The 16,662-nt window shown below is 74.1% G+C and carries 13 protein-coding genes; 10 read left to right on the top strand and 3 right to left on the bottom strand.

Features of this window, described 5'->3' with window-relative positions; translation table 11 throughout:
* Window positions 1-1,097, bottom strand: a 1,097-nt coding sequence (locus ACFU5F_RS21100) for a lytic polysaccharide monooxygenase (RefSeq protein WP_383889359.1), incomplete at its 3' end; no start/stop codon positions are given.
* A gap of 403 nt (window positions 1,098-1,500) precedes the next feature.
* On the opposite strand from ACFU5F_RS21100, the gene ACFU5F_RS21095 reads away from it, so the two are divergent.
* The 7 genes from ACFU5F_RS21095 to ACFU5F_RS21065 all read left to right on the top strand — a co-directional run bounded on the left by ACFU5F_RS21095 (window position 1,501) and on the right by ACFU5F_RS21065 (window position 10,669).
* Window positions 1,501-3,312: a S8 family serine peptidase gene (locus tag ACFU5F_RS21095; protein WP_383889356.1), complete on the top strand. Its 1,812-nt coding sequence runs from the start codon at window positions 1,501-1,503 to the stop codon at window positions 3,310-3,312.
* A gap of 136 nt (window positions 3,313-3,448) precedes the next feature.
* Window positions 3,449-4,060 carry a hypothetical protein gene (locus tag ACFU5F_RS21090; RefSeq protein ID WP_383889353.1) on the top strand — a complete coding sequence of 204 codons (612 nt, stop codon included), beginning with the start codon at window positions 3,449-3,451 and terminating at the stop codon, window positions 4,058-4,060.
* Entirely contained in the window at window positions 4,053-5,213 is a 1,161-nt protein-coding gene (locus ACFU5F_RS21085) for a damage-control phosphatase ARMT1 family protein (RefSeq protein WP_383889350.1), read from the top strand. The genes ACFU5F_RS21090 and ACFU5F_RS21085 overlap by 8 nt, the downstream gene beginning before the upstream one ends.
* Before the next feature lie 135 nt (window positions 5,214-5,348).
* Entirely contained in the window at window positions 5,349-7,556 is a 2,208-nt protein-coding gene (cyc2, locus tag ACFU5F_RS21080; RefSeq protein WP_383889348.1) for a germacradienol/geosmin synthase Cyc2, read from the top strand.
* 115 nt (window positions 7,557-7,671) lie between these two features.
* Entirely contained in the window at window positions 7,672-8,289 is a 618-nt protein-coding gene (locus ACFU5F_RS21075; protein ID WP_383889345.1) for a PDZ domain-containing protein, read from the top strand.
* A 331-nt stretch (window positions 8,290-8,620) separates the two neighbouring features.
* Entirely contained in the window at window positions 8,621-9,694 is a 1,074-nt protein-coding gene (locus tag ACFU5F_RS21070) for a M24 family metallopeptidase (RefSeq protein ID WP_383889368.1), read from the top strand.
* A gap of 48 nt (window positions 9,695-9,742) precedes the next feature.
* Entirely contained in the window at window positions 9,743-10,669 is a 927-nt protein-coding gene (locus tag ACFU5F_RS21065) for an aminoglycoside phosphotransferase family protein (protein WP_383889343.1), read from the top strand.
* A 67-nt stretch (window positions 10,670-10,736) separates the two neighbouring features.
* Here ACFU5F_RS21065 and treZ read toward each other — a convergent pair whose 3' ends face one another.
* Window positions 10,737-12,482 (bottom strand): malto-oligosyltrehalose trehalohydrolase, encoded by a 1,746-nt coding sequence (treZ, locus tag ACFU5F_RS21060; RefSeq protein ID WP_383889341.1) that lies wholly within the window; start codon window positions 12,480-12,482, stop codon window positions 10,737-10,739.
* A gap of 238 nt (window positions 12,483-12,720) precedes the next feature.
* Between treZ and ACFU5F_RS21055 the strand changes: the two genes are divergently transcribed.
* The 3 genes from ACFU5F_RS21055 to ACFU5F_RS21045 all read left to right on the top strand — a co-directional run bounded on the left by ACFU5F_RS21055 (window position 12,721) and on the right by ACFU5F_RS21045 (window position 15,194).
* Complete coding sequence (locus tag ACFU5F_RS21055) at window positions 12,721-13,272, top strand: FHA domain-containing protein (protein ID WP_383889338.1); 552 nt, start codon at window positions 12,721-12,723, stop codon at window positions 13,270-13,272.
* A 153-nt stretch (window positions 13,273-13,425) separates the two neighbouring features.
* Window positions 13,426-14,790 (top strand): M14 family zinc carboxypeptidase, encoded by a 1,365-nt coding sequence (locus tag ACFU5F_RS21050; RefSeq protein ID WP_383889335.1) that lies wholly within the window; start codon window positions 13,426-13,428, stop codon window positions 14,788-14,790.
* Window positions 14,787-15,194 carry an SSI family serine proteinase inhibitor gene (locus tag ACFU5F_RS21045; protein ID WP_383889332.1) on the top strand — a complete coding sequence of 136 codons (408 nt, stop codon included), beginning with the start codon at window positions 14,787-14,789 and terminating at the stop codon, window positions 15,192-15,194. The genes ACFU5F_RS21050 and ACFU5F_RS21045 overlap by 4 nt, the downstream gene beginning before the upstream one ends.
* A gap of 55 nt (window positions 15,195-15,249) precedes the next feature.
* Here ACFU5F_RS21045 and ACFU5F_RS21040 read toward each other — a convergent pair whose 3' ends face one another.
* Window positions 15,250-16,503 carry a M14 family zinc carboxypeptidase gene (locus tag ACFU5F_RS21040; protein WP_383889329.1) on the bottom strand — a complete coding sequence of 418 codons (1,254 nt, stop codon included), beginning with the start codon at window positions 16,501-16,503 and terminating at the stop codon, window positions 15,250-15,252.
* Between the last annotated feature and the right edge of the window lie 159 nt (window positions 16,504-16,662).

The following is a 16,662-nucleotide window of genomic DNA, read 5'->3' as shown; positions in this document are numbered from 1 at the left end:
GGGGGCGGCAAACCGACACGACCGCCCCGTACGGCCGGACAGTCGTCGACGCGAGAGCGGTGCCTGCGTCCGCGGAGGAACAGGCCGGGCCCCACGGCGAGTACCACGGCCGTGGCGCCGCCCGCCACCAGCGGCACGGAGGTGCCGCTCTCGTCCGTCGTGGAGGCGACGGGAGTGCCGGGGTCGGCGGCCGGTGGGCCGGCGTCGGTGCCCGGCGCCGCCGTGTCCCGCGCGGGCGCCGTCGTGGCGGGCCCGGACGTCGCGGCGTCCGGCTTCTGTGCCCCGGCCTTCTCGCGTGCGCCGGGCGCCTCCTCCGAACCTCCGCCGTCCGTGCCGTCCGTGCCGTCCGTGCTGTTCGCGCCGTCCGTGCCCGAGCCGGCCGGCTTCACCTTCGGGAACACCACGTCCGAGCACGAGTAGTACGTGTCGACCGTGCTCGTGTTCTGCCAGATCGTGTACAGCACATGGCGCCCGGACCGGTCCGCCGGCAGCTTCGCCGAGAACCGGTACGAGCCGTCCCGCAGCGGCGGGTCCGTGACCGAGGCGAACGGCTGCTCGGGCAGATCGGACCAGGTCAGCGGTTTCGTGGGGTCGTACCCCGGTTTCGTCAGGAACAGCTTGAAGGTCCCGGTGTGCGGAATCGTCGACCGGTAGGTCAGGTTCAGTGTGCTGCCGGGGGAGAGGCGGGTCGAGGGCCAGTCGGCGCGGGCCAGGTCGAGCCCCTTGTAGGGCGCGAGCCCGCCGCTGCACAGCTGCCCGTCCGGGACGACCTCCCGGTCCCGCCCGTTCACCCCGGCGATCCGCATGTTGTCCCACGCGGTGAAGGGGCCGCCGTTCGCGGCGACCGCCGCCCTGCACGCCGCCGAGCCCTGTGCGTCACCCTCGGGCGAGCACGCCGAGACCCGGCTCACCGGATCCGTAGGCGCGCCGTGCGCCCAGGCCGGGCCGGCGGCGCCCACGGCGAGGAGCAGCGGGGCCACGACCACGGCGGCGGCCGTCGGAACCGCGGCCCGGCGGCCGGTGGCCCGGGGGGCGGTTCCGTGGTGGGCGTGGGCGTGGGCGTGGGCGCGGGTGCGGTGGGCGGACAAGCGGTACATCCGAAACGTCCGATCCGTGAGGGTCGAGGGGCTGACGGTCCAGGGTGTCGTACGGGACCCGGGGGTACCGCGTTCAACGCCGCGACGCTGTTCGAACGGCCGGATCCAGCCAGGCGCAGAGGGGCGTCGACGCCTCGGCAAACCCGGCGAAGCGGCACATCGGGACCCGACTGCCCTGTCACATAGGGGAGTTCCCGAGGGGTCGAGGGTTTTCCCCGTATCCCCATGACCAGGGCTTTGCCTACTGTCATCGCACAGCCGAACCATAGGTAACCCCTGGTGGACGGCTCGCGCTTGGCCGGCTTTCTGCGCCATCCCTTTCTGGACCCCCCGCCGCTTCGATGACGAAGCGTTTCACTGCCGCTCCTCCCCTGACATGAGCAGGCCACGAAAGGCGAAGCCCTTGCGAACCTCCACCTCTCGTCTCACCGGACGGAAGCTCATATCCGTCGCCGCGGTCTCCGTCGCCCTGGTCGCCGGCATGACCTCCTCCGTCGCCGTCGCCCAGGCCCCCTCCGCCAAGGCCGACGCCGCCCCCGCCGTCGCCGGTGCCACCGAGGCCGCGCCCGGCGCCACCGCCGAGCGCCTTATCGTCGGATACAAGTCCGGCGCCGCCGAGGCCACGTCGAACAAGGCCGCCGACGCCGACGCCGCGGCCAAGGGCAAGGAGGCCGGCGAGAGCCTCGACTTCCAGCGCCGGCTCGGCAGCGGCGCGGCCCTCGTCGACCTGGGCGAGGACGTCACCAAGGCGGACGTCGCCGATGTCATCGCCGAGTACCAGGCCGACCCGCAGGTCGCCTATGTCGCCCCGGACCGCCTGAACAAGGCGCTGGCCACCCCCAACGACACCGAGTACAGCAAGCAGTGGGACCTCTACGAGGCCACCGCCGGCATGAACGTGCCGGGCGCCTGGGACAAGGTCACCGGCACCGGAGTGACGGTCGCCGTCATCGACACCGGTTACGTCGCCCACTCGGACCTCGCCGCGAACATCGTCGGCGGCTACGACTTCATCGCCGACACCACGGTCGCCAACGACGGCAACGGCCGTGACAGCAACCCGGCCGACCCGGGGGACTGGACCGCCGCCAACGAGTGCGCCGCGGGCGACCCGGCCAGCACCTCCTCCTGGCACGGCACCCACGTGGCCGGCACCATCGCCGCCGTCACCAACAACAGCAAGGGTGTCGCCGGTGTCGCCTACGGCGCCAAGGTCTCCCCGCTGCGGGTCCTCGGCAAGTGCGGCGGCTACGACTCCGACATCATCGACGCCATCACCTGGGCGTCCGGCGGCACCGTCTCCGGCGTGCCCGCCAACACCAACGTCGCCAAGGTCATCAACATGAGCCTCGGCGGTGGCGGTGCCTGCACCTCCGCGACCCAGACCGCGATCAACGCCGCCGTGAACCGCGGCACCACCGTCGTCGTCGCGGCGGGCAACAGCAACGCCAACGCGGCCAACTACTCGCCGGCCAGCTGCAACAACGTGATCTCGGTCGCGGCCACCAACCGCGCCGGCTCCCGCTCGTACTACTCCAACTTCGGTTCGGTCGTCGACATCGCGGCCCCCGGCGGCGAGACCCGCACCGTCGAGTCCGGCGGCATCCTGTCCACGCTGAACGCGGGCGGCTCGACCCCCGGCAGCGAGTCGTACGACTACTACCAGGGCACCAGCATGGCCGCCCCGCACATCGCGGGCCTCGCCGCGCTGGTGAAGTCGGCGAACTCCGCGCTGACCCCGGCCCAGATCGAGTCCGCGATCAAGACCAACTCGCGTGCTCTGCCGGGCACCTGCTCGGGCGGCTGCGGCGCGGGCCTCGCCGACGCGGCCAAGACGGTGCAGGCGGTGACCGGTGGAGGCTCCACGGGGGGCACCACCTTCACCAACACCACGCCTGTGTCCATCCCGGACAACGGCGCCGCGGTCGAGTCCTCGATCGCCGTCACCGGCCGCACCGGCAACGCCCCCTCGGCGCTCCAGGTCGGCGTGGACATCACCCACACCTACCGCGGTGACCTGGTCCTGGACCTGGTGGCCCCCGACGGCTCGACCTACCGTCTCAAGGCCTCCAGCTCGGACTCCGCCGACAACCTGGTCACCACCTACTCGGTGAACGCCTCCAGCGAGGTCGCCAACGGCACGTGGAAGCTGCGCGTCCAGGACGTCGCGGCCTCCGACACCGGCCGCCTCAACAACTGGAAGCTGACCTTCTGATCCTCGGCCCCCGGGCCGAACCCCCGGCCGGACGGCCGGACCGCAGGACCGCCACCCCCCACTGCCGGCGGCCGACCGATGCGAGCGGGCATCGGCCGGCCGCCGGCCCCTGCACGCCGGGCGTTAGCGTATGCGTATGCCGACAGAGAAGCCCGAGGCGCCCGCCCCCGTCCCGTCCGCGGTGACCTGTCCCCGCTGCGGGGCCTCGGGGCCGTCGGTGCGCACGGTCCCCGACGCCTGCGCCGATCCCGACTCCCGTCGCTCCGGCCTCTCCGACCGGCTCGCGAAGGCTCCGGGCGCGCATTCGAGACTCGACAGCTTCACGCACTTCCTGGAGGGCATGGTCCTCGCCGGCATCGGCGCGGGTCTCGCCCACAGCGGCGTGCAGAACGACAAACCCCTCTACACGGCGGGCGGTGCGGTCCTCGCCGTCCTCCTCTTCGCCGGCACCCTCTGGGTGATCCGCGGCGAAGCCCGCGAACGCGCCGTCGTCACGGCGGGCGGTCCCCGCGCCGAGGAACTGTGGCGGCCCGCCCACCACTGCGCCTCCTGCGACTGCGTCTTCTACCCCGGCGGCAGCCCCTGGCCGGTTCCGCTGACGACGGACCAGTTCCGCAAGTTCGTCTGGACCGAGGCCGGCTTCGACCGGTACGTGGAAGCGCGGCTGGCCACGGTGGAACTCCCGCCCCGGACGCCCACCGGCCCGGCCGGTCCCGTCGACCCGAGGGGCGCCCACGACCATGCCTGACGCCCCCGTCGTCCACGTCGACGACCCGGACTCCTTCCCGCACAGCGTCCTCGCCGAACGCCACCCGGCCCTCCTCCGCAAGGTCCGCGACGCCACCCCCTACGGCCCCGAACAGCGTCGCGCCCTGGAGGAGTTGCTGCACAACACCCTGCACGGCACCGTCGCACCACCCCCGGACGACGGCTGGTGGGACACCTGGGACGTACGCCGTCACGCGGGCCGCTCCTGGTTCACCCTCCCCTTCCTCGTCGCCGAGAGCTGTTTCTACCGTCAACTCCTGCGTGCCGTGGGCTACTTCGGCCCCGGTCCCTGGCAGGGCGTCGACCCGTTCCGCCCCTTCAAGCTCGCCGAACTGGACACTCCCGAGGCGGCCGCCGAACTCACCGCCCTCGGCCCCCTGGCGCAGCGGCCCCTCCCGGACCAGCTCATGGCCCTCCTGCACGGCTCCCTCTGGGGCAACCGGGCGGACCTGGGCTTCCGGCTCCAGTCCGAGAAGGACGGCGAGTCGGCCACCTCGTCCCCGCTGGTGGCGGACGACACCGACCCCCTCCTCTCCCTGCTGACGGCCGGCGGCCACTCCGCAGCCGGACGCACCCTGTGTCTGGTCGCCGACAACGCGGGCCGGGAACTGATCCCCGACCTCCTCCTCGTCGACCACCTCCTCGCCCACGGCCACTTCGCCCGTGCCGTCCTGCACCTGAAGCCGTACCCGTACTTCGTCTCGGACGCCACCACCGCCGACACCCTCGACGCGGTGCACCACCTGGTCGCGGCGCAGACCGACGCGGGGCACCGACTCCACACCGCCCTCGCCGAAGGCCGCCTGACCCTGCGCACCCACCCCTTCTCGTGCGCCCCGCTGCCCTACGCGGACATGCCGGCAGACCTGCGCGCGGAGTTCGCCGCCGCCGACGTGACCCTGATGAAGGGCGACCTCAACTACCGCCGCCTGGTGGGCGACCGCCTCTGGCCCCCCACCACCCCCTTCACCGAGGTGACCTCCTACTTCCCCGCCCCCGTGGCCGCCCTGCGTACCCTCAAGTCGGACGTCATCACGGGCCTGACCCCTGAGACGGAGACCGCCCTCGTGACCGCCGAGGGGCAGCGCTGGCGCACCAGCGGGACGAGGGCCCTGATCCAGCTCAGGGTCTGACGCACGGGGCGGCCGGCGCGAGGAGCGGGGCGCGACCTCGCTCGTCCAGGGGCGAGAAGCCCCCAGGTTCACGCGATGGTGTGATCATGTGCCCCCGGCCGGATGCCCGCCGGGGGCCACGGGTAGGGCCCGGCCATGACGCAGCCGTTCGCACTCCCGCACTTCTATCTGCCGTACCCCGCGCGGCTGAACCCCCACCTCGAAGAGGCCCGTGCCCACTCCGCCGAATGGGCGCAGGAGATGGGCATGCTGGAGGGCTCCGGCGTATGGGACCGGGCGGACCTGGACGCGCACGACTACGGACTGCTGTGCGCGTACACCCACCCCGACTGCGACGGGCCGGCGCTCTCGCTCATCACCGACTGGTACGTGTGGGTGTTCTTCTTCGACGACCACTTCCTGGAGCTCTACAAGCGCTCCCAGGACCGCCCCGGCGGCAAGGCCCACCTCGACCGGCTGCCGCTGTTCATGCCGCTGGACCTCTCCACCCCCGTGCCCGAGCCGCGGAACCCGGTGGAGGCGGGCCTCGCCGACCTCTGGGCCCGTACGGTGCCGTCGATGTCGATGGACTGGCGCCGCCGCTTCGCCGTGGCGACCGAGCACCTGCTCAACGAGTCGATGTGGGAGCTGTCCAACATCAACGAGGGCCGGATCGCCAACCCGGTCGAGTACATCGAGATGCGCCGCAAGGTCGGCGGTGCGCCCTGGTCGGCCGGCCTCGTCGAGTTCGCGACCGCGGAGGTGCCGGCGTCCGTCGCGGACACGAGGCCGCTGAGGGTCCTGATGGAGACGTTCTCCGACGCCGTCCACCTGCGCAACGACCTGTTCTCCTACCAGCGGGAGGTCGAGGAGGAGGGCGAGAACAGCAACGGCGTGCTCGTCCTGGAGACCTTCTTCGGCTGCGGCACCCAGCAGGCCGCCGAGACCGTCAACGACATCCTCACCTCACGGCTGCACCAGTTCGAGAACACCGCGCTCACCGAGGTCCCCGCGATCGCCGTGGAGAAGGGCCTCACCCCGGTCGAGGTCGCCGCCGTCGCGGCCTACACGAAGGGGCTGCAGGACTGGCAGTCCGGCGGCCACGAGTGGCACATGCGCTCCAGCCGCTACATGAACGAGGGCGCCACGTCCGCGCGCGGCCCCCTCGACCTGGGCGGCGCGGTCCTCTCCGGCCCCGCCCTGCTCACCCGGGCCGGGCACGGCACCTCCGCCGCGGACGTGGGCGCGCTGCTCGCGACCGCCGCCGCGCAGCGGCTGCGGGCCCACACGCACCGGCCGTACCAGCAGGTCGGCCCCTCGCGCCTGCCCGACTTCCACATGCCGTTCCGGGTCGAACTCTGCCCCCACCTGGACGGTGCCCGGCCCCGCCTCACCGCCTGGGCGCACGCGACGGGCATCCTCGGCGAGGGCGTCTGGGACGAGGAGCGGCTCGCCGCCGCCGACCTGCCGCTCTGCGCGGCCGGCCTCGACCCGGACGCCACCCCCGAGCAGCTCGACCTCAGCTCCCACTGGCTGGCCTGGGGCACCTACGGCGACGACTACTACCCCCTGGTCTTCGGCCACCGCCGCGACCTGGCCGCTGCCCGCCTGACCACGGCCCGGCTCTCCGACTGCATGCCCGTCGACGGTGAACGGGTCCCCGTCCCGGCGAACGCCATGGAACGGGGCCTCATCGACCTCTGGACGCGGACGACGGGGGGCATGACCCCCGACGAGCGGCGCGGGCTGAAGGAGTCGGTCGACAAGATGACCGAGAGCTGGGTGTGGGAGGTGTTCAACCAGATCCAGAACCGCGTCCCCGACCCGGTGGACTACCTGGAGATGCGGCGCGCCACCTTCGGCTCCGACCTCACCCTCAGCATGTGCCGGATGGGCCACGGCCCGCAGATCCCGCCCGAGGTGTACCGCAGCGGCCCCGTCCGCTCGCTGGAGAACGCGGCCATCGACTACGGGTGCCTCATCAACGACGTGTTCTCGTACCAGAAGGAGATCGAGTACGAGGGCGAGGTGCACAACGCGATCCTCGTCGTGCAGAACTTCTTCGGCTGCGACTATCCGGCCGCGCTCGGTGTGATCCACGATCTGATGACCCAGCGGATGCGGCAGTTCGAGCATGTCGTCGCTCATGAACTCCCCGTCGTCTACGACGACTTCCGGCTGTCGCGGGAGGCCCGCGCCATCATGGGCGGCTATGTGGCCGACCTGCAGAACTGGATGGCCGGCATCCTCAACTGGCACCGCGAGGTGGACCGTTACAAGCCGGAGTTCCTGGCCCGCCGGGCCCACAACTTCGTCCCGGACCGGCCGCCGGCGCTGCCCTTCACGCCGGTGCGCACGGGCTGAGGCCCCCCGGGCCACGCCGGGCCCGGGGGGCCGAGGCCGGGTGTCAGTCTCACTCTTTCGTGGCTCGTCGGGCCGTGACGGCCCGGGTAGGTGTCCGGCCGGAGGTGGCGACACCATGGAACAGACCGCGTTGAGACCCAAACCCATGCCGGGCCGGGAGTCCGGTGAGGACCGTCCGTCGGGCACCCCCCGGCGCCCGCACGCCGCACCACGCAGTGCCGGGCAACGACTGAGCACTGTGCTGTTCGCCCTGGTCACCTGCGTGATCCTCATCCTGTCGGGCGTGGGGCTCGGCATGATGGGGGCGACGGTGACCGGCATGGGCCGGCTCGTCCAGGCGCGGGAGGCCGCGCCGGGGGCCACCGCCCGGCCCGACGGCGGCCGGCCCCTGCCGGGGGCGCCCACGTCCGCTCGGGCACCGGGGAGTCCGCTCTCCCCGAGTCCTCCTGCGGCCGTGCGCCCCCTCCTCGGGATCGACGTCGTCGACGCCCCCGGGGACGCCCGCGGCCGGGGCGCGCTGGTGGCCGGTGTCCATGTGCCCGGCGCCGGGTACAGCGCGGGCCTGGTCCGCGGCGACGTCGTCCTGTCCCTGGGCGGCACCAGGACCGGTACGGCGGCGGACCTCGCGCGGGCGATCGCCGCCGCCCGCCCCGGCACGGCGCTCCGACTCGCCGTACGCCACGCGAACGGCACCCGGCAGTACCTGGTGGCCGTACCGGCGGTGGCCACCTGACCGGCACCGCCGTCCGGGACGAGGGGTCCGGGGCCCGTGGGGCCCGGCGCGCGCCGGGGAGCCCGTGCCGCGGAGGCCCGCGCCGGGGCCGCACGGCAACCGGGGGTCCGCGCCGGCCGGTGTCGTGCCGCAATGGGCTCGCGTGCGCCGCGGCGGAAGGGCAGGATGCTGCCCGTAGGCCCAGGGCGGCTCCGAGCGGACGGAGGCAAGGATGAGCGGCACATCCGGCGAGGGGGACGCCACCGCGCCCCGTGGCTCCGAAGGCCCGCCCGCGCCCGTCACCACCGGGGCGCCGCTGCCGCCCTTCACCGCCGACGACCACCGGGCCCGGATGCGGCGCGCGGCACGGGCCGCCGCGGACGCCGGGCTCGACGGGCTGCTGATCGCGCCCGGCCCGGACCTGGTGTGGCTGACCGGGCACCGGCCGCCGGAGACCGAGCGACTGACGATGCTCGTACTGCGCGACGGCGAGGACCCCGTGCTGGTGGTCCCCACGCTGGAGGCCCCGGACGCCGCCGAAGCACCCGGCGGCCCCGCGCTCACGCTCCACGACTGGACCGACGGCAAGGACCCCTACGAGGCGGCCCTCTCCGTCCTCGGCCCGGGCGGCCGTTTCGGCGTCAGCGACAACACCTGGGCACTGCACCTGCTCGGCCTGCGGCGACGGCTGCCCGGGGCGGCGTTCACGGCCCTCACCGAGGCCCTGCCGATGCTGCGGGCGGTGAAGGACGCGGCCGAGCTACGGCGGATGGCGGCGGCGGGCGTGGCCGCCGACCGGGCCTACGAGGAGATCCGGCAGGTGTCCTTCGCCGGACGCCGGGAGGCCGAGGTCGCCGCGGACCTCGCCGCGCTGCTGCGCCGGTTCGGGCACTCCCAGGTCGACTTCACCATCGTCGCCTCGGGCCCGAACGGCGCCAACCCGCACCATGAGGCCGGGGACCGTGTCATCCGCGACGGCGACATGGTCGTCCTCGACTTCGGCGGCCTCAAGGACGGCTACGGCTCCGACACCTCCCGGACCGTCCACGTCGGCGAGCCGGCCGCCGAGGAGCGCGAGGTGCACGACGTGGTGCGGGCCGCCCAGGAGGCCGGGTTCCGCGCGGTACGGCCCGGTGCGGCCTGCCAGGACGTCGACCGGGCCGCCCGCGCCGTCATCACCGACGCCGGGTACGGCGACCGCTTCGTCCACCGCACCGGGCACGGCATCGGCGTCACCACCCACGAGCCGCCGTACATGATCGAGGGGGAGGAGCTTCCCCTCGTGCCCGGCATGTGCTTCTCGGTCGAACCCGGGATCTATCTGCCCGGCCGTTTCGGAGTCCGGATCGAGGACATCGTGACGGTGACCGAGGACGGCGGGCGACGCCTCAACAACACCACGCGCGAGATGGCGGTGGTCCAGTGACCCACCGCGTACCCTCGCTGCTCTGAGCCCCCGGACGACGGCGCGACCATGACCCAGCCACCGACACCCACCGCGGACAGCGTCCGCCTGCTGGTCCGTTCCCTGCTGCGGAACGGGGCCGGCCGGAGCGGCGACGGCCCTGACGTACGGCCCGTCGCCGGGGACGACTCCCACCGCACCTGGTGGGTCGGCACCCGCCATGTGCTGCGCCTGACGACCGACCGGCACGCCGTCGTACGCCAGAAGCGAGAGCTGCGGCTGCGGGACCTGGTGCGTCCGCACATCGGCGTGGCCGTCCCGGTGAGCGTCGCGCACGGGGAGTGGTCCGGCGGGCTCACCTACACGCTCGACACCAGGCTGCCGGGCGGTACGGCGCAGGACCACGACGTGTCCGCGCTGGGCGAGGCCGATCTGGCGGCCCTCCTGACGGGGCTGCGCGAGGTGCCGGCCCGGCAGGCCGAGGTGCTCGGGGTGCCGCGGCTCGCCCCGCGCTCGCTGGAGACCCTGCGGGCGGCGGCCGGGCGGGCGGCGCGGGTCCTCGCCGACGCCGACGAGTTCGACGCCGGGCGGCTCGGGCAGCTGACGTCCGGGAGCGCCGGGCAGCTGACGGCGCCGGGGGCGGTGCTGGTCCACCACGGGCTCACGGACGACCATCTCGTGGTGAGCGCGGAAGGCCGGGTCCGCGGGGTCCTCGACTGGACCGGCACGGTCGTCGGTGACCCCGCCGAGGACATCGCCGGTCTCGCCACGGCCGTGGGTTCCCCGGCCGCAGTCCGCGCGGCCACCCTCGCGGGGTACGGCGCCCGCCCCTGTCTGCGCGGTCTCTGGCTGGCCCGCTGCGACACGGTCATCGCTCTCGCGGAGGGCCTGCGGGGCCCGGCCCCGGCCGCGCTCCCGGCCCTGCGGCACCGCGTGCGACGCACCTGGGAGGCGATCCTGCTGGAGCGGGTGACGGATCTGCGGGGCGAGGACTGAGGGGCCCGGACGAGGACGCCAGGCACGGGCGCGGACCGAGAGGCTCCTCCCGGCCACCGCCCCCGGCTCACGCCACCGTCAGGACCACGCACGACTCCCCGCCCAGTGTCAGCACCCCGTCCGCGCCCGGCGCCGGCACCGGATCCCAGGACGCCAGCACCCGGGCGTGCGGCACCCCGACCGGGATCGAGGCGGTCTCCTTGCCCAGGTTCAGCGCCACGCACACGTCACCCCGCCGGAAGCCGAACCACCGCGCCTCCTCGTCGTGGGCGACCTTGACGTCGGAGAGGTCGGGGTCGGAGAGGTCGGGGAAGGTGCGGCGCAGGGTGATGAGGGTGCGGTACCAGGCCAGCATCCGGGCGTGCGGCTCGCGGGCCGGTTCGGACCAGTCGAGGCAGGAGCGGTCGCGGGTCGCGGGGTCCTGGGGGTCGGGGACGTCCTCCTCGGCCCACCCGTGCGCCGCGAACTCCCGGCGCCGGCCGCGCCGGACCGCCTGCGCGAGGTCCGGGTCGGTGTGGTCCGTGAAGAACTGCCAGGGGGTGGACGCGGCCCACTCCTCACCCATGAAGAGCATCGGGGTGAAGGGGCCCGCGAGGACGAGCGCGGCCGCGCAGGCCAGCAGGCCGGGGGAGAGGGTCGCGGCCAGACGGTCGCCCTGGGCGCGGTTGCCGACCTGGTCGTGGGTCTGGGTGTAGCCCAGCAGCCGGTGCGCGGACAGGCTCGTACGGTCCAGGGGGCGGCCGTGGTGACGCTCCCGGAAGGACGAGTACGTGCCGTCGTGGAAGTAGCCGCCCGTCAGGGTCTTCGCCAGGCCTGCCAGGCCGGCCCGCGCGAAGTCCTCGTAGTAGCCCTGCGACTCACCGGTCAGGGTGGTGTGCAGGGTGTGGTGGAAGTCGTCGTTCCACTGGGCGTGCAGACCGAGCCCGCCGCGCGAGCGCGGGGTGACCAGGCGCGGGTCGTTCAGGTCCGACTCGGCGATCAGGAACAGCGGCCGGTCCACCTGGACGGCGAGCGCGTCGACGGCCGTCGACAGCTCCTCCAGGAAGTGCAGGGCGCGGGTGTCCCTGAGCGCGTGCACCGCGTCCAGGCGCAGTCCGTCGAGGCGGTAGTCGCGCAGCCAGGCGAGCGCGCTCTCCAGGAAGTACGCCCGCACCTCGTCCGAGCCGGGCGCGTCCAGGTTGACCGCCGCGCCCCAGGGCGTGTGGTGCCGCTCGGTGAAGTAGGGGCCGAAGGCGGGCAGGTAGTTGCCGGAGGGGCCGAGGTGGTTGTGCACGACGTCGAGCACGACGCCGAGGCCCAGTTCGTGCGCCGTGTCCACGAACCGCTTCAGCGCCTCGGGGCCGCCGTACGGCTCGTGCACGGCCCAGAGAGAGACGCCCTCGTAGCCCCAGCCGTGCGTCCCAGGGAACGGGCACACGGGCATCAACTCCACGTGTGTGACGCCCAGTTCGACCAGATGCGCGAGCCGTCCGGCGGCCGCGTCCAGGGTGCCCTCGGAGGTGTACGTGCCGATGTGCAGCTCGTACAGGACCGCGCCCGGCAGCCCGCGCCCGGGCCACGCGGCGCGCCACGCGTACCGCCCGTGGTCGACGACCGCGCTCAGACCGTCGGGGCCGTCCGGCTGTCGGCGCGAGCGCGGATCGGGCAGGACCGGGCCGTCGTCGACGGCGAAGCCGTAGCGCGTGCCGTCCGACGCCTCCGCCTCCACGGTCCACCACCCCGGCCGCCCCGGATCGCGCTCCATCGCGTGGGTCGCGCCCGCGCGGTGGAGCGTCGAACGGTCGGCCTGCGGTGCCCACACCTCGAACTGCACGGAACGGTTCTCCCTCGGCTGCCGGTCGTCGTGGGTAGTCAGGGGCCGAGCCGCTCCGGGACGTGACCCCACGTCCCCGAACCGCTCGCCTCCATCGTGCGCCAATCGGGATCTCCGCGCGGTCGGATCGCCGCTTTCGCCCCGTGAGTCGCACCACCCGCCGGACATGTGTCCGGGGATGGTCACCGTTTCCGGCCTGTCTGGACACCTCCGGTCCCCCTGACCGACAATCACACGCGTGACGTCGTCCTTCGAGTTCCACACGTATCCCGCGCGGCTGTCGGACGCCGAGCGCGACCGCGCGCTGAGGGCGCTCCGTGACGGCGTCGCACTGGGCCGCCTGTCCCACGACACGTTCATCCGGCGGATGGAGCTGGCGCTCACCGCCCGGCGTTCCGACGAACTCGCCGTGCTCACCGCCGATCTGCCCGTCGAGAAGCGCTGGTCCCGGCTGGTGCTCGGCACCGTCGGGGCGGTCTCCGGCTTCGGCGTGAAGCTGCGCCGGGCCTGGCAGGCCGAGCGGCTCCCGAAGCTGCAGCTGCCGCACCCGGGGAGCGGGCACTCCCTGCGCATCGGCCGCGATCCCGGCAGCGGTCTGCGGCTCAGCCACGAGACGGTCTCCCGGGTGCACGCCGAGCTGAGCCGCCAGGGCGGCCTGTGGATCCTGCGCGACCTCGGCTCCACCAACGGCACCACCGTCAACGGCCGTCGGGTGATCGGCGCGGCCGTCGTCCGGGACGGGGATCAGGTCAGTTTCGGCCGAATGAACTTCCGGCTCTCCTCGGAATGACCTTCCGACCGATCTCACGGCAAAGCTCTGGCCTGGGATTTACGCAGCGAATTTGTCAACTTCCCTTGCCTTCCAGGGTGTTGACGCACGTTCCCGGCCGTGACTGACTGTGGGTACACCATGCACACCAGGTGAACCGACGGCACCACATTCGTGGAGGTGTGTGCCCTGCCGCCACTCCTCCGCTATCCGACCGTGGACGAGCTGTCCGCCCGCGCCGCCGGGCTCGTCGACCGGCATCCGCACCGCACCCGGCTGCGCCGCGTGGGCACCTCACGGGCCGGCACCCCGATGTGGCTGCTGTCCGTCGGACGGGGCGACCGCCACGTCCTCGTCGTCGCGGGCCCGCACGCCAACGAGCCCGTGGGCGGCGCCACCGTCCTGCGGCTGGCCGAACGGGTCCTCGCCGACCCCCGGTTGAGCGAGGCAGCCGACACCACCTGGAACCTGCTGCTGAGCCTCGACCCCGACGGCTCCCGCCGCAACGAGGGCTGGCTGTCCGGCCCGTACACCCTCGGGCAGCACTTCCGGCACTTCTTCCGCCCCGGCTTCCTGGAACAGCCCGAGTGGCTGCCCGACGGTGCCGCCGGCGCCGTCATGCCCGAGACCCGCGCCCTGCTCGACCTCCAGGACGAACTGCGGCCCTTCCTCCAGTGCTCGCTGCACGGCGTCGACGTCGGCGGCGGCTTCGTCGAACTGACCCGCGACCTGCCCGGCCTGGACCGGCGCGTCGCGTGCGCCGCCGCCCGCCTCGGCATCCCGCGCGAGCTGAGCCCCTACGACACCCTGTACTGGCCCCGCCTCGGCCCCGCCGTCTACCGCATCCCGCCCCCGCACCGGGGCGACCTCGCCGCCGCCATCACCGAGGCCGCCGTCGAGTCGACCTGGTACCACCCCCACCGCTACGGCACGGTCACCGCCGTCGTCGAGGCACCCATGTGGGGCGTGAGCGCCGTCGAGGACGCCTCCCCGTCGCCCGACGCCGACGCCTTCCTGCGCCGCGTCAGCCGCGCCCTGCGCCGCGACACCCGGCTCCTGGAGGGCATCCTCGGCCGCGTCCGACCCTCGGTGACCGGAGGCCCGGACGCCGCCCGGTTCCTCGCCCCGGTCGACGACTACCTCCTGGTCGGGCCGGGCCTCGCCGATTCCTGGGACCCCGACGTCCACGACGCCGCCGCCCGGCCGCTGCCCCCGCTCGACGCCGCCCGGCTCACCACCCTCGCCATCTCCGGCCGCCGGGTCGCCCTGCGCACCGCCGGGCTGCTGCACCAGCTGGTGACCCGCGCCGGGCGCGACCCGGCGGACGCGCTGCCCGAACTGGACCGGCTCGTCGAGCGGTGGTGCGCCGACTACCGCGACGGTTACCGGGCCCGCTGGATCCCCGTCGCCCGCCAGGCGGAGTACCAGGCCCGCGTGGTCCTCGCCGCGTTCGAGCTGGCCGCCGGACGGGCGGGCGACTCCCTTTCGGGTGAGCCGGGATGGAGTTCCGAGCCCGCCGTGCCGATGCACCGGGAATGACGTATCCCACCCGCGCGGCCCGCGCCGGCCTGCTCGCCGCCCTCGCCCTCCTCACCGTCGCCGCCTCGGCCCCCGGCCGGGCGGCCGCCGTCCAGGGCGACTGGCTCTATGTCTCCCTCACCCGGGGCGAGGCCCGCTCATCCGACACCCGCGCCACCCTGCTCCTCTGCGACCCGCCCCAGGGCCACGGCCGCGCCACCCAGGCCTGCGCCGACCTCCGCCGGTCCGACGGCAACATCGCCCGCATCCCCCACCGGCCCGCCGTCTGCACCCATATCCACGCCCCCGTCCGGGCCACCGCCGAGGGTTGGTGGAACGGCCGTCAGGTCGCCTACGAGCAGACCTTCGCCAACCCGTGCGTGATGGCGGCCCGGACAGGAGCGGTGTTCGCCCTCGCGGACTGACGCCCCCGCCGCTCCCGCCGCCTTCCCGGCCCTGCGGGGCGCCCGGCGGGCGCGCTCACGACCCTGCGTCCCCCCGCGCACAGGCCGCGGCCGCCAGCACCGTACGCACCTGGTGCTCGACCTGGTCGGCCAACGGCACCCGCCGCGCGCGGAACCGGTCGGCGAAGGACTCGCACCACTCGGCGACGAGGTCTTCGAGGAGGGGCGCCCCCGGGGCGTCGGCGTCCACCAGAACACGCCGCAGCATCGCCGCGGCCCGCAACGGCAGCCGACGCCCGAAGGCGTCCACGCTGCCCACGTACGCCGTCGACAGGTCGGGCGGCGACCCTTCCGTCCAGTCCCGGGCCAGCCCCGGCACCAGGGCCAGCGCCCACCGGGCGGCCCGCAGCAACGGCCCCTCGGGACCCGGCAGCCGGGGCAGCTCCTCGGCGAGCACCCGCTCCACCCGGCCCGCGTCCGCGAGGAGCCGGCGCGCCAGATGCCGCAGCGCCGCCGCCGGGGCCGGGTGCGGGGCGATGTCGTCCACCAGGTCGCTCGCCCACATCGGCACCTCGACGACCGCGGTCAGGCCGCCGTACCGGTGGGCGTGGTACCAGGTGCTGTGCCGGGCGTCGTCCGGCATGCTCGGATAGGCGGGGTGACCGCCCGGCCGGGGCATCACGAACACCCCCGGCCCGGAGGCGGGCCAGCCCGCGGCGTCCGAGGCGCTCCGCTCCACCGGTATGCCCAGCTCGGCCGCGGACTTGGCGAACGGCTCGGCCAGCCCCGGCACGTCCCTCGTCAGCTGCACCCAGCTGCCGCCGAGATCGGTGCCGTGCAGGGTCACCTGGAGGTAGGGCCGCAGCTCGTCCAGCACGCCGAACAGGGCGTGCGTCTCGGGCGGCAGCCGGTCCGGCGGGAGCACCGACGGTGACCACTCCGGTTGCTCGGGACCGGCCGGACGGAAGAACCCCAGGTGGTAGTCGAGGAGCGTGCGCGGCGCCGGCGTCGTGTGCAGACTCGCCCCGTCCGGGTCCGCGCAGAGCACGAAGTGCCAGGAGACGCCCGAGCGCAACTCCCGCTCCCGCGCGACCCGTTCGGCCAGTGCCAGCACCGTGGAGCCGCCGGTCGGTTCGTTCGCGTGGGCGCCCGCGACGACCAGGACGGCCCGTCTCGCGTGGCCCACGGACAGCAGCCGCAGCGGCCGGCCCGCCCGGGACACTCCGATCCGCCGCAGCGCGCACAGCCCCGGCCGGCGCTCCGCCAGGGACCGTGCCGCCGCCTCCAGTTCCGCCACCGTGGGATAACCGAGCTCCGACAGCAGACCCACCCCCGTTCAGTCCACCTGGCATCAGCATCCGCGCACCCGGCACGGCCGAGTGGGAGATATGCCCAGTGTCCGTCCATATGGGGGGCGGCGCCCAGGGGCGCCCGAGCGCACTCGCGGTTTTCGGCCACGCGGGCCGCCGCTCCCCGGCCGGGGCGGCGT

This window comes from Streptomyces sp. NPDC057438 (assembly GCF_042802995.1).
Classification (GTDB): domain Bacteria; phylum Actinomycetota; class Actinomycetes; order Streptomycetales; family Streptomycetaceae; genus Streptomyces.
The sequence above is the reverse complement of the archived record's forward strand: the minus strand, read 5'-3'. Positions and strand labels throughout refer to the sequence as shown.

Excerpts from the sequence above, each read along its gene's own strand:
- ACFU5F_RS21090 (WP_383889353.1), top strand. The coding sequence starts at position 3,449 with ATGCCGACAGAGAAGCCCGAGGCGCCCGCCCCCGTCCCGTCCGCGGTG.
- ACFU5F_RS21085 (WP_383889350.1), top strand. The coding sequence starts at position 4,053 with ATGCCTGACGCCCCCGTCGTCCACGTCGACGACCCGGACTCCTTCCCG.
- cyc2 (WP_383889348.1), top strand. The coding sequence starts at position 5,349 with ATGACGCAGCCGTTCGCACTCCCGCACTTCTATCTGCCGTACCCCGCG.
- ACFU5F_RS21075 (WP_383889345.1), top strand. The coding sequence starts at position 7,672 with ATGGAACAGACCGCGTTGAGACCCAAACCCATGCCGGGCCGGGAGTCC.
- ACFU5F_RS21070 (WP_383889368.1), top strand. The coding sequence starts at position 8,621 with ATGCGGCGCGCGGCACGGGCCGCCGCGGACGCCGGGCTCGACGGGCTG.
- ACFU5F_RS21065 (WP_383889343.1), top strand. The coding sequence starts at position 9,743 with ATGACCCAGCCACCGACACCCACCGCGGACAGCGTCCGCCTGCTGGTC.
- ACFU5F_RS21045 (WP_383889332.1), top strand. The coding sequence starts at position 14,787 with ATGACGTATCCCACCCGCGCGGCCCGCGCCGGCCTGCTCGCCGCCCTC.